This is a genomic window from Aeromonas dhakensis (assembly GCF_000820305.1).
In the GTDB taxonomy this organism is placed as follows: domain Bacteria; phylum Pseudomonadota; class Gammaproteobacteria; order Enterobacterales; family Aeromonadaceae; genus Aeromonas; species Aeromonas dhakensis.
In genome coordinates this window covers 202,219-220,447 of sequence record NZ_CDBH01000064.1, presented here as the reverse complement: position 1 = coordinate 220,447, position 18,229 = coordinate 202,219, and the positions used below count along the sequence as shown (strand labels likewise).

Sequence of the window (18,229 nt, the reverse complement as noted above, 5' to 3'; positions counted from 1 at the left end):
ACTCCTGCCCTTATTCGCGACCCGGCAGCTTCTTCCAGGTCACCTTGTCACGCAAATATACCGGGGTCGCCTGCTCGACCGCCACCGCCTCGCCGGCCAGCCAGGCGCTGCGGGCCAGCGGCAGCATGTCCTCTGCCGCAGGGAAGCGTACCTGGCTCGCCACCAGCTCGTCGGCCAGCGCAGCGAGGGTCTCACCATAGGTCTCAAAACCGGTACCGACGCGGGTAAAGCTGCCCGGCAGCGTGCCGCGGGACGCCACCAGTGCGGCGGGGCCGCTCACCATCTCTTCGCCCACTAGCTGGATGCGGCCATCGATGAGCTCATATTGGCCGAAGTAGACCTCGTCCATGCGCGCATCGATGGCGGTCAACACCCGCTCGGCGCCGTCCAGCCGATGAGCCCCCTGCGCCATGGCGGCCAGGGTGGAGATACCGATCAGCGGTACACCTGCGCCCAGCGCCAGCCCCTGTGCCACGCCGATGCCGATCCGTACCCCGGTAAAGGAGCCGGGACCGCGGCCGAAGGCGATGGCATCGAGCTCGTCCAAGGTTACCCCGGCCTCGTCCAACACAGCCTGAACCATGGGCAGGATTTTACGGGTGTGATCCCGCGGCGCCTCTTCCCAACGGGAGAATACCTTTTCCCCCACCAGCAAGGCGGCGGAGCAGGCTTCGGTGGCGGTATCTACGGCCAGGATCTTCAACTCGTTCATGCTTTCCAATCTCTATAAAATCAGTCAATTACATAATCTGCAAGCAGGCTCTGCCAGCAGTTTTCACATTCTGGTGCGCGAATTGCGGGCCGCCTCGGCCCCTATCGGCAGCGTGGTCGTCACGCCATCGCACGGGTGCGCAGCATCTTCGGTAGATTCAGCCCTTGCGATCGAAAAACCCGCCCAGGGTGGCCAGCTCTCGAGTCCGAGGAATCGCGGGCAGGCTCTTGATGAAGGTCGCGCCGTAGGGTTTGTTGACCATGCGGGGATCACAGATGACCAGTACGCCGTGATCACTGCGATCACGAATGAGTCGCCCCACCCCCTGCTTCAAGGCAATTACCGCCTTGGGCAGCTGGATATCGGCGAATGGATCACCGCCCCTGAGCTTGCAATCATCCACCCGCGCCTTGAGCAGCGGATCATCGGGGCTGGCAAACGGCAGCTTGTCGATGATAACACAGGAGAGCGCGGCACCACGCACGTCGATCCCCTCCCAGAAGCTGCTGGTCGCCACCAGCACGGCGCGGCCATTCTCGACAAACTCCTTGAGCAGCCGCTGCTTGTTGTCCTCCCCCTGCAGCAACACGGTGCGACCGATCTCCCGGCGCAGCACCTCGGCCACCTGGCGCATCACCTGATGACTGGTACAGAGGAAGAAACAGCCCCCCGGCGTCTTGTTGATAAGCGGGATCATCAGGTTGGCCAGCTGTTCGCCCCGACCAAAGGCATTGGGCTCGGGCAGAAAGCGCGGCACGCACAGGCGCGCCTGCTCGCCATAGTCGAACGGACTGTCGAGGATAAGCTCGGCGCTGCCGGCCAGCCCCAACTCCGCCTTGAAGTGATCAAAGCGCATGTCCACCGTCAGGGTCGCCGAGGTAAACACCCAGGCCACCTCGGGGCGCAGCACCTCGGCGCCGAAGCGCTCGGCCACCGACAGCGGGGTCAGATTGAGGGTGAAATGGAGCCGCGAGCAATCATACCAGTAGGAGAATCCGGTCTGGTTGACCGCCAGCACCTCGCCAAGACGAGTGCGCAGCTCGCTGATGCGCTCGAAACAGTGGTCAAGCTGCTCCCCTCGCCCCAGCGCCAGCTTCAGCACCTCGTAACACAGGCCGAGGGCATCGTTGAGGCGGGCCAGCGCCTGGCCCCAGAGCGGTTGGCGCAACATGTCACGGGTGTTGCCACGACCGCCGTCCACCCCGAAGGCGAGCCGCAAGTCCTGGCTTGCGATGGCGAGCCTGTCCGCCGCCTTGCCAAGCTGGCCCATGTCGTGGGCCTCGGCCCGATAGGCAAGCTGGATATCCTGCGCCAGATCCTGGATGGTGCGGCTGCCCACCGACTTGCCAAAGTAGTTGGTGGCGATCTCGGGCAGCTGGTGCGCTTCGTCAAACACATAGACCTGTGCTTCGGGCACCAGCTCGCCAAATCCGGTGTCTTTCACCGCCATGTCGGCGAAGAAGAGGTGGTGGTTGATCACCACCACCTGGGCATCCATGGCGCGGCGACGGGCCACCACCAGATGGCAGTCGTCGTAATAGGGGCAATCGCGGCCGAGGCAGTTTTCATTGGTGCTGGTGACGTGCGCGAGGATCTCGGCATTCTCCTGCAGCCCCGGAATATCGCCCACGTCACCGTTGTCGGTGGCGGTGGACCAGGACTTCACCTTGACCAGATCGTTGAGCACTTCGGGCTTTTGCAGGTGGGATTCGCTGAGCAACCGGTTCATCCGCTCGATGCACAGATAGTTGCTGCGCCCCTTAAGGAGAGCCACCGGCGGGGTATAGGAGAGTGCGCCGGTGATGGTCGGCAGGTCTCGATAGAAGAGCTGCTCTTGCAGGTTCTTGGAGCCGGTGCTGATCACCACCCGCTTGCCGGATTCCAGCGCCGGCACCAGATAGGCGTAGGTTTTGCCGGTACCTGTGCCCGCCTCCACCAGCAAGCGACCGTGTGACTTGATGGCGTTGGCCACCGCTTCGGCCATCTCCAGTTGCGGGGCGCGGGCGACAAAACCGTCGATATGGCTGGCCAGAGGGCCGTCTGGCTTGAACAGGGTCTGGATGGTCAAAGGGGCGTCCCGCTGCAACAAAAGGGGGCATTATGCCAAAAAGGTGGCAAAAGCGGGACTGACTTCTGCCCCTAGACGAAGAGATCGATCTGGTGATCGGGATCCGGCTTGTGATCGTCCTCTTCAGGCTTTTCCTGATCACGCTTGGCCGAGGGGTAAGGCTGCTGGCGCTGCTGGGAGTCGCCGTTGTCGGTGCTGGTCTTGCGCAACTGATGCTTCTGGCTGATCTGGGTTACTTCCCGCTTGATGTCGTCACTGCTCGGCGCGGCCGGCGCCCTGGGCAGAATGGGGAATAACAGGTCCTGGCTGGGCATGATGTCGCCTCCTCTGGCTCACCTTGTCTAGTTATCGACCATAAAACCGTTTTCTCAACTTTAATCGACCAAATCACATTTTCCGGTTGCTTTTTCCGTCAAGGCAGGTAGTTTAAATCGGGCGTCAACTACGACATCTTATTTGTAAAGGATTGATTACATGCAGTTCACCAGCCTGAAGACTCATCACCACCATCATCATCCCGAATAGTCTTTCAGGAGGTTGACTGCTGGAAGACACTTAACTGGTGACTTCCAAAAGGACCGCAAGATTCATAAACCCTCGGAAGCACCCACTTCCGAGGGTTTTTTCGTTTTTGACTAGAAGGAAATCGAGCAATGGAAACACAACGTCTGCGCATCGCCATGCAAAAATCCGGTCGCCTGAGCCAGGACTCCCAGGCCCTGTTCAAGAGCTGCGGCCTCAAGATCAACCTGCGCGAGCAGCGCCTCATCGCCCATGTCGAGAACATGCCCATCGACATCCTGCGGGTGCGCGATGACGACATCCCGGGGCTGGTGATGGAAGGGGTGGTCGACCTTGGCATCATCGGCGAAAACGTGCTGGAAGAGGTGCAGCTCATCCGCGCCTCCCAGGGCCAGCCCTTTGCGGTCAAGACCCTCAAGCAGCTCGACTTCGGCGGCTGCCGCCTCTCCCTGGCGGTGCCGGACGACGTCAACTACACCGGGCCAGAGAGCCTCGCCGGCAAGCGCATCGCCACCTCCTACCCTGGGCTGCTCAAGCGCTTCTTCGACGAGAAGGGGCTCGGCTTCAAGAGCGTGATGCTGGGCGGCTCGGTGGAAGTGGCACCGCGCGCGGGCCTGGCCGATGCCATCTGTGATCTGGTCTCCACCGGTGCCACCCTGGAGGCCAACGGCCTCAAAGAGGTAGAAGTGATCTACCGCTCCAAGGCGGTACTGGTACAAGCACCCAACCCCTTGTCCGATGCCAAGCAGAAGATCATCGACACCCTGCTGCCCCGCATTCAGGGGATGCAGCAGGCGCGCGAGAGCAAGTACATCATGCTGCACGCCCCCAAGGACAAGCTCGATGCCATCACCGATCTGCTGCCGGGGGCCGAACGTCCCACCATCATGCAGCTGGCGGGCGAAACCAATCAGGTGGCGCTGCACGTCGTCTCCAGCGAGACCCTGTTCTGGGAAACCATGGAACAGCTCAAGGCCCTGGGTGCCAGCTCCATTCTGGTACTGCCCATCGAGAAGATGATGGAATAAGGAAGGGATATCATGCAGACCCTGATCTGGAAGACCCTCTCCCCCGCCCAGCAGGCCGACGTGCTGACCCGGCCCGCCCTGAGCGACGAAGCCGACATCGGCGCCGTGGTACGGGAGATCATCGGCTCGGTACGCAGCCGGGGCGATGAGGCCCTGCGCGAGCTGAGCCAGCGTTTCGAACGTGCCCCCCGCCAGCAACTGCAGGTAAGCAATGCCGAAATCGAGGCCGCCTGCGAGCGCCTCGATGACGACATCAAGGGCGCCATCGAGGCGGCCATCGCCAACATTCGCACCTTCCACGCCGCGCAAGCACAACCCGTGGTGCGGGTGGAAACCCAACCCGGGGTGGTGTGCGAGCTGCGCACCCAGCCCATCAGCCGGGTCGGCCTCTACGTGCCGGGTGGCAGCGCGCCGCTCCCCTCCACAGTGATGATGCTGGCCATTCCGGCAGCCATCGCCGGTTGCCGTGAAGTGGTGCTCTGCACCCCGTCCCCGGCCAGCGACGAGATCCTGTTCGCCGCCCGCGCCTGCGGGGTCGAGAAGGTGTTCGCCATCGGCGGTGCCCAGGCCATCGCGGCCATGGCTTACGGTACCGAAAGCATTCCCAAGGTGGACAAGATCTTCGGCCCGGGCAACGCCTATGTGACCGAAGCCAAGGGCCAGGTGTCGCGCGACTGGCGCGGCGCCGCCATCGACATGCCGGCCGGCCCCTCCGAGGTGCTGGTGATCGCCGACGAGAGCGCCAACCCGGCCTTCGTGGCGGCGGATCTGCTCTCCCAGGCCGAGCACGGCCCCGACAGCCAGGTGGTGCTGGTGACCACCTCGCCGCTGCTGGCCGACGCCATCAACGGAGAGATCAAGCGCCAGCTGGCCAAACTGACTCGGCGCGACATCGCCGCCAAGGCGCTGGGTTCAAGCCTGGTGATCCTCTGTCACGATCTGGCCGAGGCGTGCGCCATCTCCAACGCCTACGCGCCGGAGCACCTGATCGTGCAGACCCGCGCCCCGCGCGAGCTGCTGGACCGGCTTGAAAACGCCGGCTCCATCTTCCTCGGTGCATGGACACCGGAATCGGTCGGCGATTACGCCAGCGGCACCAACCACACTCTGCCCACCTACGGCTATGCCCGCACCTGCTCGAGCCTTGGCCTCGCCGACTATCAGCGCCGCTACACGGTGCAGGAGCTGAGCGAGCGCGGCATTCAGGGCCTTGGCCCCATAGTCCAGCGCATCGCCCAGGCCGAGGGGCTTGATGGCCACAAGAACGCCGTCACCCTCAGGTTGAACGCCCTGGCCGCCGCGTCCCAACAAACAGCACAGCAGAAGGATTTGTCATGAGCATTGCCAATCTGGCGCGCCGCGTGGTGCGGGCCCTCACCCCCTATCAATCTGCCCGCCGCATCGGCGGCAAGGGCCACGTCTGGCTCAACGCCAACGAGGCCCCGCTGGCCTATCCCTTCACCATCGAGGGGAGCCGTCTCAACCGCTACCCCGAGTGCCAACCGGCCGAGGTGGTGAACGGCTATGCCGCCTACGCCGCGGTCAATCCCGATCAGGTGCTGGTGAGCCGCGGTGCCGACGAGGCCATCGAGCTGTTGATCCGCACCTTCTGCGAGGCGGGGCAGGATCAGATCCTCATCTGCCCCCCCACCTACGGCATGTACGCCATCAGCGCCGAGACCTGTGGTGTCGGTATCGTCGAGCAGCCGCTGACCGCAAACCGCCAGCCCGACTGGCCCGCCATCGCCGATCGCCTCGGCGACGTGAAGCTGGTGTTTCTCTGCTCCCCCAACAACCCCACCGGGGATCTGGTAGGTCGCGACGGGCTCATCGCCCTGCTGGAGAAGGCGCAGGATCGCGCCATCGTGGTGGTGGACGAGGCCTATATCGAGTTCTGCCCCGAGGCTTCCGTGGTGGATCTGCTGGCTCGCTTCCCCAATCTGGTGGTGACCCGCACCCTCTCCAAGGCCTTTGCCCTGGCGGGGATCCGCTGCGGCTTTACGCTGGCAAACCCGGAGGTGATCGCCATGCTGGCCAAAGTGATCGCCCCCTATCCCATTCCCGAGCCTATCGCCCAGATAGCGGCGCAGGCCCTCTCCCCCATGGGGCTCGAGCTGATGCGCGAGCGCGTGGTGGAGCTCAACAGGCAAAAGGCTGCCTTCAAGGCTGAACTGGCAAGATTTGCCTGCGTGAAGGAAGTGTTCGAGGACAAGGGCAACTTCGTGCTGGTGCGCTTTGTGGATGGCGCCGCCGTCTTTGCCGCCATGAAGGCCGCCGGCATCATCCTGCGGGACTTCTCGACCAAGCCGGGCCTGGACAACAGCATTCGCGTCACCATCGGCTATCAGGGCGAGATGGACGCCGTGCTGGCCGTGCTGCGTGATCTGCCCTCTCCCACTTTGTAAGACAAGGATGTAGCGATGAAGACCCCGTTTTTGTTTATCGACCGCGACGGCACCCTGATTGAAGAGCCGGTGACCGACAAGCAGGTGGACAGCCTCGCCAAGCTGCGCTTCGAACCCATGGTGATCCCGGTACTGCGCGAGCTGCAGGCCGCCGGTTACGTGCTGGTGATGGTGACCAACCAGGATGGGCTGGGCACCGCCAGCCTGCCGCTGGAGAACTTCCAGCCGCCCCACGACCTGATGATGCACCTGTTCGAATCGCAAGGAGTGAGCTGGGAAAAGGTGCTGATCTGCCCCCACTTCCCCACCGACGGCTGCAGTTGCCGCAAGCCCCACCTTGGCCTGGTGAAGGAGTATCTCGCCTCGGGTCGCATCGACTTTGCCAACTCCTTCGTGATTGGTGACAGACAGACCGATCTGCAGCTTGCCGAGAACATGGGCATCAGCGGGATCCGCTACCACCCGCAAGATCACGACTGGCTCACCATCCGTGATCAGCTGCTCTCCAAAGGACGAGTGGCCGAGGTTGAGCGCTACACCAAGGAGACCCGCATCCAGGTGGCGGTGGATTTAGACAAGAGCGGCGGCAACCAGATTGAAACCGGCATCGGCTTCTTTGATCACATGCTGGATCAGATAGCGACCCACGCCGGCTTCAGGCTCAAGCTCAAGGTCAGCGGCGATCTGCACATCGACGATCACCACACGGTGGAAGATGTCGGCCTCGCCCTCGGTCAGGCCCTGCGCCAGGCCCTTGGCAACAAGCGCGGCATCGGCCGCTTCGGCTTCGTGCTGGCGATGGACGAGGTACAGGCGGTGATCGATGGCCGCCCGCGTGCGGATGAAGAGACCCCGCTCACCGAGCAGGAGGTGGCCACCGCGCTGGATTTGAGCGGTCGCCCCTACTTCGTGTTCGACTGCCCGAGCGGTTTTGGCCGCGACAACGTGGGCGAGATGGCCACCGAGATGGTGCCCCACTTCTTTCGCTCCCTCTCGGACGCCATGGCCATCACATTGCAGATGAAGGTGGGCAGCGGCAACACCCACCACCAGGTGGAGGCGCTGTTCAAGGGCTTTGGCCGCGCCCTGCGCCAGGCCATTCGGGTGGAAGGGAGCGAACTTCCCTCCAGCAAGGGGGTGCTGTGATGGATGTGAGCAAACAGAAGCTGGTCATCATCGATACGGGGTGTGCCAATCTGGCGTCGGTCAGGATGGCGTTCGAGCGCCTCGGCGTGCAACCGCGGGTCTCCCGCGAGGCGGCCGACATCGAAGCGGCGGACAAGCTGATCCTGCCCGGGGTCGGCACCGCCGTGGCCGCCATGAAGAACCTCAACGAGCGCAATCTGGTGCCGCTCATTCGCGCCGCCAAACAGCCGCTGCTGGGCTTTTGCCTCGGCATGCAGATGCTGGCGGAGGCCTCCGAAGAGATCATGAGTAAGGGCGAAGACAAGGGCGGGCTTATCGACTGCCTCGGCATAGTCCCGGGCAAGATCCGGTTGATGGAGGTGGGCAACCTGCGCCTGCCTCACATGGGCTGGAATCAGGTGGAGCACGACGAGAGCCACCCGCTGCTCAAGGGCATTCCGAGCGGCAGCTACTTCTACTTCGTCCACTCCTACGCCCTGGAGGTGACCGACGCCACCATCGCCACCTGCGACTACGGCCAGCAGTTTACCGCCATCGTCGGTCGTGACAACTTCTTTGGCGCCCAATTCCACCCGGAGCGATCCGGCGCGGCCGGTGCCCGCCTACTGCAAAACTTTCTGGAGCTTTAACAAGGATGATTATCCCAGCCATTGATCTGATTAACGGCCAAGTCGTGAGGCTCTATCAGGGCGACTACGGCCAGAAGACCGCCTACAGCGACAGCCCGCAGGCCCGCTTCGATGAATATGTCTCCCAGGGAGCGGTGCAGCTGCACCTGGTGGATCTGGACGGTGCCAAGGATGCCAAGGCGCGCCAGCTCCCCCTCATCGCCCAGCTGCTGTCGGCCACCGAGGCGCCGGTGCAGGTAGGGGGTGGCGTGCGCAGCGAGCAGGATGTGGCGGATCTGCTGGCCGCCGGCGCCAGTCGGGTGGTGATCGGCTCCACCGCCGTCAAATCGCCGGATCTGGTGGCCAGCTGGATGGAGAAATACGGCCCCGAGCGCATCGTGTTGGCGCTGGACGTCAATATCGATGCCCAGGGCAATCGCCACATCGCGGTGGCCGGCTGGCAGGAGAACAGCGGGGTGACCATAGAGGCGTTGATCGAGCGCTTCCTCCCCGCCGGGCTCAAGCACGTGCTCTGCACCGACATCAGCCGTGACGGCACCCTGGCCGGTACCAACGTCGAGCTCTACCGGGATCTCTGCGCCCGCTACCCGAGCGTCGGTTTCCAGGCCTCCGGCGGCATTGGCGGCATCGAGGATATCGAGGCGCTCAAGGGCTCAGGGGTCAAGGGGATCATCCTCGGTCGTGCCCTGCTGGAGGGCAAGTTCTCGGTGGGGGACGCCATCGCCTGCTGGGGCAGCCACGGCAGCGCCGGCTGATCCCGCCACAGCAGACAACCTCCTGACGTTGACTGGTGAAGGCCCGCCTGCGGGCCTCTCTCCAGCAAGGGGTAAATCGGGGTAAGTCCTTATTACTTGGTAACAATTGACTCTATACTCGAACTCACTGAGACAACGTCACGGAGGATCTATGTTTACATCTCACTCCGCCACCATCCTGATTGTCGACGATTCCCCCGAGAATCTGATGGTGCTGACCGACCTGCTCTCCTCCACCTACCGGGTGCTCGCGGCCCAGAGCGGAGAGAAGTGCCTGCGCATCGCCACCGGCAAGATCACACCGGACCTCATCCTGCTGGATGTGATGATGCCTGGCATGGACGGCTACGAGGTGCTCAAGCAGTTGCGTCTCAACGGGCAAACCAGCCGCATCCCGGTCGTGCTGCTCACCGCCCTCGCCGATCCCCAGAGCGAAGAGTACGGCCTGTCGCTGGGAGCCGCCGACTACATCACCAAACCCATCAAACCCGCCATCGTCCAGGCCAGGGTACGCACCCAGCTGGAGGCCAAGCAGGCCCGCGACGGTCTGCAGAACCAGAATGCCGCGCTGGAAGCCGAAGTGGCACGGCGCATGGCGGAAAATGATCTGACCCAGCAGGTCTCCATCCGCGCCCTCGCCCATCTGGCGGAGATCCGCGATCCCGAAACCGGCAATCACATCCTGCGCACCCAGGGCTATGTCAGGCAGCTGGCCAGCGCGCTGTCGACCCATCCCCGCTTTGCCGAGACCCTGACCCCCCGCTACATCGACCTGCTGAGCCGCTCGGCCCCGCTGCACGACATCGGCAAGGTGGGCATACCGGATCAGATCCTGCTAAAACCGGGCAAGTTGACGCCCGAGGAGTGGCAGATCATGCGCACCCACGCCAAGCTCGGCAGCGATGCCATTGAGGAGGCAGAACGGGACATCGATCAGCCACTGGTATTTCTCACCCTGGCCAAGGAGATCGCCCACTGGCACCACGAGAAGTGGGACGGCAGCGGCTATCCGGATGGTCTGAAGGGAGACGCCATTCCACTCTCGGCCCGCTTGATGGCATTGGCGGACGTGTTCGACGCCCTCATCAACGTGCGGGTCTACAAGGCGGCCATGCCCTATGACGAGGCGCGCGCCCTGATCCTCTCCGGCAGCGGCCAGCATTTCGACCCGGACGTGGTGATCGCCTTTGACAATCACTTCGACGAGTTCATCGCCATCGCCGAGCGCTACAAGGACGACAACGAGGTCCCTCATGGCTGAACGGCCGCCCTTGACCCGGGCCCATGTGCTCAATGTGGTGCTCACCTATGCCGCCGTGGCGAGCCTGTGGATCCTGCTATCCGACAAGGCGGTGGAGTGGCTGTTCAGCACCCCGGCGCAATTTGCACTGGCCAGTACCATCAAGGGGTGGCTGTTCATTGTCATCACCGCCACCCTGCTCTACGCCATGCTGCGCCGGCGCATCGATCAGCCCACTGTCAGCAGCACGCCATCGAGGCGCCAACTGCTCCCCTTCGTGCTGTTCAATGGCCTCATCATCGCCCTGACCGCCATGGCCATCGCCCAGAACATCAATCTGACCCAGGACAAGGAGGCGACCCGGCTCGAGACCATCGCCGACCTTAAAGGCAAGCGCATCACCGAGTGGCTCAACTCCCGCGAATTCGACGCCCACATCCTGCTCGAAAACCCGCTCTATGGCGCCCTCTATCGCGAAGCCCAGACCAGCCATGCCGGCCAGGCCGACCTGATGGCCAGACTCGATGAGTTTCTCTCCATCCGCCGTTTCAGCGCCGCCACCGTGCTGGCGCCGGGTGGCGAGGTGCTGTGGCAGACGCAGGGGGCCAGCGGGCTCAACTCCGCGCTGCGCAATGCCCTGGCCAGTGTCAGCACCGGGCGTATCACCCGGGTGGGCCCCTACCTGGACGAGCAAGGGCATGCCCGGCTCGATTTCATCGCTCCCCTGCCGGTGACCGACGGCAAGCCCCCCCTGATCGTGCTGCAGATCAGCAGCAGCGATCCCCTCAACAGCATTCTCAAGACCTGGCCGGTACCGGACAGCAGCGGCGAAGCCCTGCTGTTTCGCCGCAACGGCGAGCAGATCCAGTTCATCAATGACGTCCGCTATCGTCCGGACTCGGCCCTCAGCCTGCAGTTGCCGGCCAGCAGCAAGGAGCTGCTGGCGGCCCAGTACCTGCGCCATGATCACGACGCCCAGGACAAAGCGATCTTCTTTGGCCGGGACTATCGCAACGTACCTGTGTTTGGCACCGCCCGTCCGGTGCTGGGCACCGACTGGTACCTGCTGGCCAAGATAGACGAGGCGGAGCTCAACCGCGCGGTATTGAAAGAGAGCATCTGGATCGGGCTCATCGGCCTGCTTGCCCTCTTCATTACCAATGCGGGCATAGTGCTGCTGCGCCAGCACACCCGACTGCAGATGGCTGAGCAGGTTCGCCAGTCCCAGGCAGGCCGGCTGCAGGCGCTGCAATTGCTCTCCGCCATCGCCGACAGCTCGGAAGACGCCATCTTCGCCAAGGATCTGGAGGGCAAGTACATCCTGTTCAACCGGGCAGCCAGCCAGTTTGTCGGCAAGTCGGCCAGCGAGATGCTGGGCCAGGATGACACGGCCATCTTTCCCCCCGATCAGGCGCGCATGCTGATGGAGATTGGCCGCCAGGTGATTGCCAGCAACCGGGTGCAGACCCAGGAGGAGTTTCTGACCCTGCCAGGCGGTGAGCGGGTGTTTCTCGCCACTAAGGGGCCGCTGCAGGGCAGCGATGGCGAGGTGATCGGTATCTTTGGCATCTCCCGCGACATCACTGATTTCAAGCGGGCCGAGGCGGGTCTGCGCGAGCGTGAAGGGTTGTTCCGCGCCCTGGTGGAGCAATCCCTGGCCGGCATCTACATCATCCAGCAGGGTCAGCTCTGCTACATCAACCCAGGTTTTGCCCGCCTGTTCGGCTACGGCTCGACCGCGGCGCTGCTGAAGATTGGCTCCCTGCCAGCCCTGGCCAGTGCCAAGGACAGCGCCAGAGTGGCCGAACAGCTGCAGCGCTGCGAGCAGGAAGACAGCGAGATCCACACCCGCTTCACCGCCCTGCATCACGATCACCAGAACATCGAGATGGAGCTGTACGGCCGGCGCGTCGACTACCGTGGCCAGCCCGCCGTGCTCGGCCTCTTGCTGGACATCACGGAGCGGGAGCAGGTCGAACAGGCCCTGACCCGTCAGGCGAGCGAACTGCGCCAGCAAAACAACGAGCTGGAGCGGTTCAACAAGGTGATGGTGGACAGGGAGCTCGCCATGCTGGCCCTCAAGCACAAGATCAATGAGTTGTCGCTCCAGCTCGGAGAGCAGCCCCCCTATCCGCAGGCCCCCACTCCGCCGGAAGAGTCCCTATGATGAACTGGTCTTCGCTGTGGCATATGCGCCCCACCAAACAGCGCTGGGGCGTCTGCCTGCTGGCACTGCTGCTGCCCGTCCTGATGCTGCAGATCCGGGTCCAGCTGCCCATCGCCTTTGGCGAGCGCCCCCTGCTGGTGCTGTTCATGCTGCCCATCATCGTCTGTGCCCTGCTGGGGGGGCTGTTGCCCGGTCTGCTCTGCACCCTGATGAGCGGCCTGCTCACGGCCTACTTCGTGTTGCTCCCGGTCCACGAGCTGCGCATCGGCTCCGGCCAGGATCTGGTGCAGTGGGGCATTCTGGAGGTCAACGGCATCCTCATCAGCCTGCTGAGCGCCGCTGTGCACCACTCCCGCAGCCGGGAGACCCAGCGCTGGCAAGAGTTGGCCAGCATCCAGTCCCGTCTGCAACAGAGTGAAACCCGCTTCCAGGCCACTTTCGAACAGGCTGCGGTCGGCATTGCCCTGGTCGCCCCCGACGGCAAGTGGCTGCGGGTCAACCAGCGGCTGTGCGACATGGTGGGCTACCAGGCCGACGAGCTGATGGGGATGACCTTTCAGCAGATCACCCACCCGGACGATCTCTTCATCGACCAGACCTATGTGACCCAGATGCTGGCCGGCGAACGCCAGCAGTACACCCTGGAGAAGCGTTACCTGCGCAAGGGGGGCGAGATCCTCTGGATCACCCTGACGGTGGCACTGGTCAAAAACCTCAAGGGGGAGCCCGACTACTTCATCTCGGTGATCGAGGACAACCAGCAGCGCAAGGAGGCGGAGGAGGCCCTGCGCCGCAACGAGGGGATCCTGCGTGAATCCCAGCACCTGGCCAAGATCGGCAACTGGCGCTGGCACATCGCCGATGACAGCCACTTCTGGTCGCCGGAGATCTACCGCATCTATGGCCGCGATCCCTCCCTGCCCCCTGCCATCTATCCCGAAGTGAAGAAGTATTTCACCCAGGAGGGGTGGCGAACCATTGCCCAGTCGGTCGAACGCTGCCTGCAGGATGGTCAACCCTACGAGTGCGATGCCGAGGTGTATCACGAACATGGCGACCCCGCCTGGATCATCGCCCGGGGGGCGGCGCTTCGAGACAGTGAGGGGACCATAGTCGAGCTTTACGGCACGGTACAGGACATCACGGAGCGCAAGCTGGCCGAGCAGCAGTTGCTGCACAACCAGCAGATAGCGCTCGATACCCAGCGCCGCGCCCGACTGGCGGCGCTCAATCTGATGGATGACGCCATCAGCGCCCGCATCCGCGCCGAGACCACCAGCAGCGCCCTGCGCGAGAGTGAACAGCGGTTGCTGCTGGCCCAGGAGGGGGCGCACATCGGGATCTGGGAGTGGAACATCCAGAGTGGTCGCCTCTACTTCTCCCCCGAGTGCGCCCGCCTCTATGGCCGCAGCGCAGAGCAACTCAGCGAGATCCACACCTGGCAGCGCTGCCTGCACCCGGACGACAAGCCGCGCATCGACAAGCTGCTGGCAGACCTTCCCGCCGGCGGCAAACCGGTGGAGCTCGAGTTCCGGATCCTGCTGCCCAACGGCGAGGTGCGCTGGCTCAGCAGCAAGGGCAGCGTCTATCGGGATGCCCAGCAGCGCCCGCTGCGCCTGCTCGGCATCCATCTGGACATCACAGAGCGCAAACTGGCCGAGCAGCAGCTGCGCCAGCTGTCGCTCGCGCTGGAGCAAAGCCCGGACGGCGTCTTCATCACCGATACCCAGGCCCGCATCGAGTATGTCAACGTCGCCTTCCTGACCACCAGCGGCTACCAGCAGAGCGAAGTGATCGGCCAGACCCCGACCCTGCTGCGCTCCGGCCTCACCCCCAGGGCCACCTATATCGCCCTGTGGGACGCCATCAAGCGCGGCCAGCGCTGGCACGGCGAGTTCATCAACAAACGCAAGGACGGCTCCCACTATCATGTGCTGGCCACCGTCTCCCCCATCCGCCAGGAGAACGGGGTAGTGACCCACTACGTGACGGTACAGGCCGACATTACCGAGAAGAAGCAGCTCGGCGAGGAGCTCGATCAGTACCGCTACCACCTGGAGGAGATGGTTGACGAGCGCACCCTGCAACTGGCCCAGGCCCACCAGCGGGCGGAGAGCGCCAATCGCGCCAAGAGTGCGTTTCTGGCCAACATGAGCCACGAGATCCGCACCCCCATGAACGCCATTCTGGGGCTCACCTATCTGCTCAAGCGCGACACGCCGGATCACACCCAGCAGGAGCGGCTGGAGAAGATCGACAACGCCGCCCAGCATCTGCTCACCATCATCAACGACATTCTGGATCTCTCCAAAATCGATGCCGGCAAGATGGCGCTGGAGCAGAGCGACTTCTCCCTCACCGCCATGCTGGACAACGTCAGCGCCCTGATGAGCGAGCAGGCCCGCGCCAAGGGGCTCACCATCATAGTCGACATCGGCGACACCCCGGCCTGGGTGCACGGCGACATCACCCGCCTGCGCCAGGCGCTGCTCAACTACACGGCCAATGCCATCAAGTTCACCGAGCAGGGCTCGGTCACCCTGCGGGTACGACCGGAGCGCCAGCTTGGCAACGACTATCTGCTGCGCTTCGAGGTGGAAGACACCGGCATCGGCATCAGCCCGGAACAGACCGAGAAGCTGTTCCAGGCCTTCGAGCAGGCGGACGTCTCCACCACCCGCAAATATGGCGGCACCGGGCTGGGGCTCGCCATCACCAGCCGGCTCGCCACCCTGATGGGCGGGGATGTGGGGGTCAGCAGCACCCTCGGCAAGGGCAGCTGTTTCTGGTTTACCGCCCGCCTCTCGGCAGGCCAGGGCGAGCCGCAACAGCCCGCCCGGCTGGAGCAGACGGTGCAGCAGGCTCTCTTTTTCGCCAGCCATGCCAGGGTGCTGCTGGTGGAGGACAACGCCATCAACCGCGAGGTGGTGCTGGAGCTGCTCGGCAACAGCGGCCTGGTCATAGAGACGGCGGTGAACGGCCAGGAGGCGCTGGAGCGCGTCAGTCAGCACCCCTTCGATCTTATCCTGATGGACATACAGATGCCGCTGATGGATGGCTACAGCGCCACCCGCGCCATCCGGGCGCTGCCGGGTTGGGATAAGGTGCCCATTCTGGCGCTTACCGCCAGTGCCTTCGAAGAAGACAGAAGGGCCTGCGAGTCCGCCGGCATGAACGACTTCATCGCCAAACCGGTCACCCCGACCCGCCTGTTTGCAGCGCTGCAACAGTGGTTGCCCAACAGCTCAGCCGCCAAACCCGCTTATCAACGCCGGGCCAACGATCTGCTGATCGGCCCCCTCGCCCGCCTGCAAGGGGTGCCCGGGCTCGACCTGCAGCAGGGGCTGGCGGTGTTGCAGGGCAACCAGAACAAGTACGTGACCCTGCTGCGCCACTTCGCCAGCGAACACAGTCTGGACATGCAGCAGCTGGCCGCTCAGCTGCAAACCGGTGACAAGCCCGCCGCCACCCGGCTGGTTCACACCCTGCGCGGGGTTGCCAGCACCCTGGGGCTGGTCGAGCTGGCCGCGCTCTGTCAGCAGCTGGAGCAGGCCCTTGCCAAAGGAAACCTGGTCCCGGCCGAGCTGATGATGCCCATCGAGCGCCACCTCTCTGAGCTGCTCAACCTGCTGGGAGAGGAGGAGCGCCTGGTCCCCGCCACCTCGACACCCCTTGGCGGCCAGTGGCAACAACCGCTGCTGCGTCAGATGGAAGATCTGCTGCTGCAAAGCGACACCGCCGTGCTGCCGCTGTTCGAGCAGTATGCCGCCCCCCTGATGCTCACGCTGGGCGCCCAAGGCGAGACGCTGGCCCGTCAGCTCAAGGTGTTCGACTTTGATGGGGCCCTGCTCACTCTGCGGGCACTGCTGGCAACGGATGATTCTCATGGGGAACCCCTGGCACGCCAGCCCGATGGCAGCATGGGATCCCAGGGGGCCAACAGGGCAGATAAAGGGTTGAATCACTGAATAAAGTCGTGCATATAGTGGTGTTCCCCCGCGTGAAAACACCGTCCGGATCCGGTCTTTTCTCCCGTACAGGAACCCGCTGTTAAAGCATGCCATTGACATTTTTTCACTCGCCACCGGGCTCTCGGGCCCGTTAGCAACAACGTTAGTTTTAACAGTGCTTTACATGGAGCAACGAGCATGTTGTCAAAGCGTATTATCCCCTGTCTCGACGTCAAAGATGGCGTGGTGGTCAAGGGAGTGCAGTTTCGTAATCACGAGGTGATGGGCGGCATCGTCGAGCTGGCCCGCCGCTACGCCAGCGAGGGGGCCGACGAGCTGGTGTTTTACGACATCACCGCCTCAAGCGATGAGCGGGTGGTGGACAAGAGCTGGGTGATCCGGGTGGCCGAGGTCATCGACATCCCCTTCTGCGTCGCCGGTGGCATCAAGAGTGTCGAGGATGCCCGCCAGATCCTGGAATTCGGGGCCGACAAGGTCTCCATCAACTCGCCGGCGCTGGCCGATCCCACCCTCATCACCCGCCTGGCCGAGCGCTTCGGCGTGCAGTGCGTGGTGGTGGGCATCGACTCCTATTTTGATGCCCAGAGCGGTCACTATCAGGTCAAGCAGTTTACCGGCGACGAGAGCCGCACTCGCACCACCGCCTGGCATACCCTGGATTGGGTGCAGGAGGCGCAAAAGCGTGGCGCCGGTGAAATCGTGCTGAACGTGATGAACCAGGACGGCATGCGCCAGGGCTATGATCTCGAACAGCTCAAGCTGGTGCGCGCCGTCTGCAAGGTGCCGCTCATCGCCTCCGGCGGCGCCGGTGCCATGGAGCACTTTCGCGATGCCTTCACCCTCGCCGACGTGGACGGGGCGCTGGCCGCCTCCGTGTTCCACAAAGGCCTTATCCCCATTCCCGAACTGAAACGCTGGCTGAAAACCGAAGGAGTCGCCATCCGTGAATAATCAAGCTGTAAACAACGACGCATCGCTGGCTGAGCGCCTGGACTGGGCGAAATGTGACGGCATGATCCCCGCCATCGTCCAGCATGCCGCCAGCGGCGAAGTGCTGATGCAGGGTTTTATGACCCGGGAAGCCCTGGATAAAACCCTGGCGACTGGCCAGGTCACCTTCTTCAGCCGCAGCAAGCAGCGCCTCTGGACCAAGGGGGAGAGCTCGGGCCATGTGCTCCAGCTGGTCGCCATCACCACCGACTGCGATCAGGACTCCCTGCTGATCGCCGCCAACCCCGTCGGCCCCACCTGCCATCTGGGCAACCCCTCCTGCTTCGACGGCCACCCCGTGCCGCCCCTTGGCTTCCTGGCCGAGCTCGAGCAGATCCTGGCCGCACGCAAAGGCGCGGATCCGGCCACCAGCTACACCGCCAGCCTCTATGCCAAGGGCACCAAACGCATCGCCCAGAAGGTGGGTGAAGAGGGTGTGGAAGTGGCGCTGGCCGCCATGGCCAAGGATCGGGAGGAACTTATCAACGAATCCGCCGATCTGCTCTACCACCTGACCGTCTTGCTGCAAAACGAAGGGCTGGCGTTGAAGGATGTGGTGCAGCGCCTGCATGAGCGCCACAATAAATAAACTGATA

Annotated in this window: 14 protein-coding genes and 1 other annotated feature; of the genes, 11 read left to right on the top strand and 3 right to left on the bottom strand. The window is 63.6% G+C overall.

Annotated features, from left to right (window positions below; translation table 11 throughout):
• Positions 1-10: 10 nt before the first annotated feature.
• The 3 genes from tsaB to BN1143_RS19205 form a co-directional block, all read right to left on the bottom strand.
• Entirely contained in the window at positions 11-712 is a 702-nt protein-coding gene (gene tsaB / locus BN1143_RS19215; RefSeq protein WP_017784293.1) for a tRNA (adenosine(37)-N6)-threonylcarbamoyltransferase complex dimerization subunit type 1 TsaB, read from the bottom strand.
• A gap of 157 nt (positions 713-869) precedes the next feature.
• Complete coding sequence (locus BN1143_RS19210; RefSeq protein WP_017788103.1) at positions 870-2,780, bottom strand: DNA repair helicase YoaA; 1,911 nt, start codon at positions 2,778-2,780, stop codon at positions 870-872.
• Between the two features lie 71 nt (positions 2,781-2,851).
• Positions 2,852-3,094 (bottom strand): hypothetical protein, encoded by a 243-nt coding sequence (locus BN1143_RS19205; RefSeq protein WP_005301068.1) that lies wholly within the window; start codon positions 3,092-3,094, stop codon positions 2,852-2,854.
• 186 nt (positions 3,095-3,280) lie between these two features.
• Positions 3,281-3,409 (top strand) — a sequence feature (His leader region).
• Between the two features lie 24 nt (positions 3,410-3,433).
• On the opposite strand from BN1143_RS19205, the gene hisG reads away from it, so the two are divergent.
• The 11 genes from hisG to hisIE all read left to right on the top strand — a co-directional run bounded on the left by hisG (position 3,434) and on the right by hisIE (position 18,222).
• A complete protein-coding gene (gene hisG / locus BN1143_RS19200) occupies positions 3,434-4,330 on the top strand; it encodes an ATP phosphoribosyltransferase (RefSeq protein WP_005301071.1) in 897 nt (298 codons plus the stop codon).
• Positions 4,331-4,342: 12 nt separating this feature from the next.
• A complete protein-coding gene (hisD, locus tag BN1143_RS19195; RefSeq protein ID WP_042051763.1) occupies positions 4,343-5,668 on the top strand; it encodes a histidinol dehydrogenase in 1,326 nt (441 codons plus the stop codon).
• Complete coding sequence (gene hisC, locus BN1143_RS19190) at positions 5,665-6,735, top strand: histidinol-phosphate transaminase (RefSeq protein ID WP_042051762.1); 1,071 nt, start codon at positions 5,665-5,667, stop codon at positions 6,733-6,735. Before hisD ends, hisC begins: the two co-directional genes overlap by 4 nt.
• 15 nt (positions 6,736-6,750) lie before the next feature.
• Positions 6,751-7,881 (top strand): bifunctional histidinol-phosphatase/imidazoleglycerol-phosphate dehydratase HisB, encoded by a 1,131-nt coding sequence (hisB, locus tag BN1143_RS19185; RefSeq protein WP_042051761.1) that lies wholly within the window; start codon positions 6,751-6,753, stop codon positions 7,879-7,881.
• Entirely contained in the window at positions 7,881-8,510 is a 630-nt protein-coding gene (gene hisH, locus BN1143_RS19180) for an imidazole glycerol phosphate synthase subunit HisH (RefSeq protein ID WP_042051760.1), read from the top strand. Before hisB ends, hisH begins: the two co-directional genes overlap by 1 nt.
• Positions 8,511-8,515: 5 nt before the next feature.
• Positions 8,516-9,265 carry a 1-(5-phosphoribosyl)-5-[(5-phosphoribosylamino)methylideneamino]imidazole-4-carboxamide isomerase gene (gene hisA / locus BN1143_RS19175; RefSeq protein WP_017778983.1) on the top strand — a complete coding sequence of 250 codons (750 nt, stop codon included), beginning with the start codon at positions 8,516-8,518 and terminating at the stop codon, positions 9,263-9,265.
• A 151-nt stretch (positions 9,266-9,416) separates the two neighbouring features.
• Positions 9,417-10,526 (top strand): response regulator, encoded by a 1,110-nt coding sequence (locus tag BN1143_RS19170; protein ID WP_017784287.1) that lies wholly within the window; start codon positions 9,417-9,419, stop codon positions 10,524-10,526.
• Positions 10,519-12,672 carry a PAS domain-containing protein gene (locus BN1143_RS19165; RefSeq protein ID WP_017784286.1) on the top strand — a complete coding sequence of 718 codons (2,154 nt, stop codon included), beginning with the start codon at positions 10,519-10,521 and terminating at the stop codon, positions 12,670-12,672. Before BN1143_RS19170 ends, BN1143_RS19165 begins: the two co-directional genes overlap by 8 nt.
• A complete protein-coding gene (locus tag BN1143_RS19160; protein WP_042051759.1) occupies positions 12,669-16,640 on the top strand; it encodes a PAS domain S-box protein in 3,972 nt (1,323 codons plus the stop codon). Before BN1143_RS19165 ends, BN1143_RS19160 begins: the two co-directional genes overlap by 4 nt.
• A gap of 180 nt (positions 16,641-16,820) precedes the next feature.
• Positions 16,821-17,594, top strand: a complete 774-nt coding sequence (hisF, locus tag BN1143_RS19155) for an imidazole glycerol phosphate synthase subunit HisF (RefSeq protein ID WP_042051757.1) — start codon at positions 16,821-16,823, stop codon at positions 17,592-17,594.
• Entirely contained in the window at positions 17,587-18,222 is a 636-nt protein-coding gene (gene hisIE / locus BN1143_RS19150) for a bifunctional phosphoribosyl-AMP cyclohydrolase/phosphoribosyl-ATP diphosphatase HisIE (protein WP_042051756.1), read from the top strand. Before hisF ends, hisIE begins: the two co-directional genes overlap by 8 nt.
• Positions 18,223-18,229 lie beyond the last annotated feature (7 nt).

What these genes read in the sequence shown, in the direction of transcription:
- hisG (WP_005301071.1), top strand. Translation starts at nt 3,434, where the DNA reads ATGGAAACACAACGTCTGCGCATCGCCATGCAAAAATCCGGTCGCCTG.
- hisD (WP_042051763.1), top strand. Translation starts at nt 4,343, where the DNA reads ATGCAGACCCTGATCTGGAAGACCCTCTCCCCCGCCCAGCAGGCCGAC.
- tsaB (WP_017784293.1), bottom strand. Translation starts at nt 712, where the DNA reads ATGAACGAGTTGAAGATCCTGGCCGTAGATACCGCCACCGAAGCCTGC.
- BN1143_RS19160 (WP_042051759.1), top strand. Translation starts at nt 12,669, where the DNA reads ATGATGAACTGGTCTTCGCTGTGGCATATGCGCCCCACCAAACAGCGC.
- hisH (WP_042051760.1), top strand. Translation starts at nt 7,881, where the DNA reads ATGGATGTGAGCAAACAGAAGCTGGTCATCATCGATACGGGGTGTGCC.
- hisB (WP_042051761.1), top strand. Translation starts at nt 6,751, where the DNA reads ATGAAGACCCCGTTTTTGTTTATCGACCGCGACGGCACCCTGATTGAA.
- BN1143_RS19165 (WP_017784286.1), top strand. Translation starts at nt 10,519, where the DNA reads ATGGCTGAACGGCCGCCCTTGACCCGGGCCCATGTGCTCAATGTGGTG.
- BN1143_RS19205 (WP_005301068.1), bottom strand. Translation starts at nt 3,094, where the DNA reads ATGCCCAGCCAGGACCTGTTATTCCCCATTCTGCCCAGGGCGCCGGCC.
- BN1143_RS19170 (WP_017784287.1), top strand. Translation starts at nt 9,417, where the DNA reads ATGTTTACATCTCACTCCGCCACCATCCTGATTGTCGACGATTCCCCC.
- hisA (WP_017778983.1), top strand. Translation starts at nt 8,516, where the DNA reads ATGATTATCCCAGCCATTGATCTGATTAACGGCCAAGTCGTGAGGCTC.
- hisF (WP_042051757.1), top strand. Translation starts at nt 16,821, where the DNA reads ATGTTGTCAAAGCGTATTATCCCCTGTCTCGACGTCAAAGATGGCGTG.
- hisC (WP_042051762.1), top strand. Translation starts at nt 5,665, where the DNA reads ATGAGCATTGCCAATCTGGCGCGCCGCGTGGTGCGGGCCCTCACCCCC.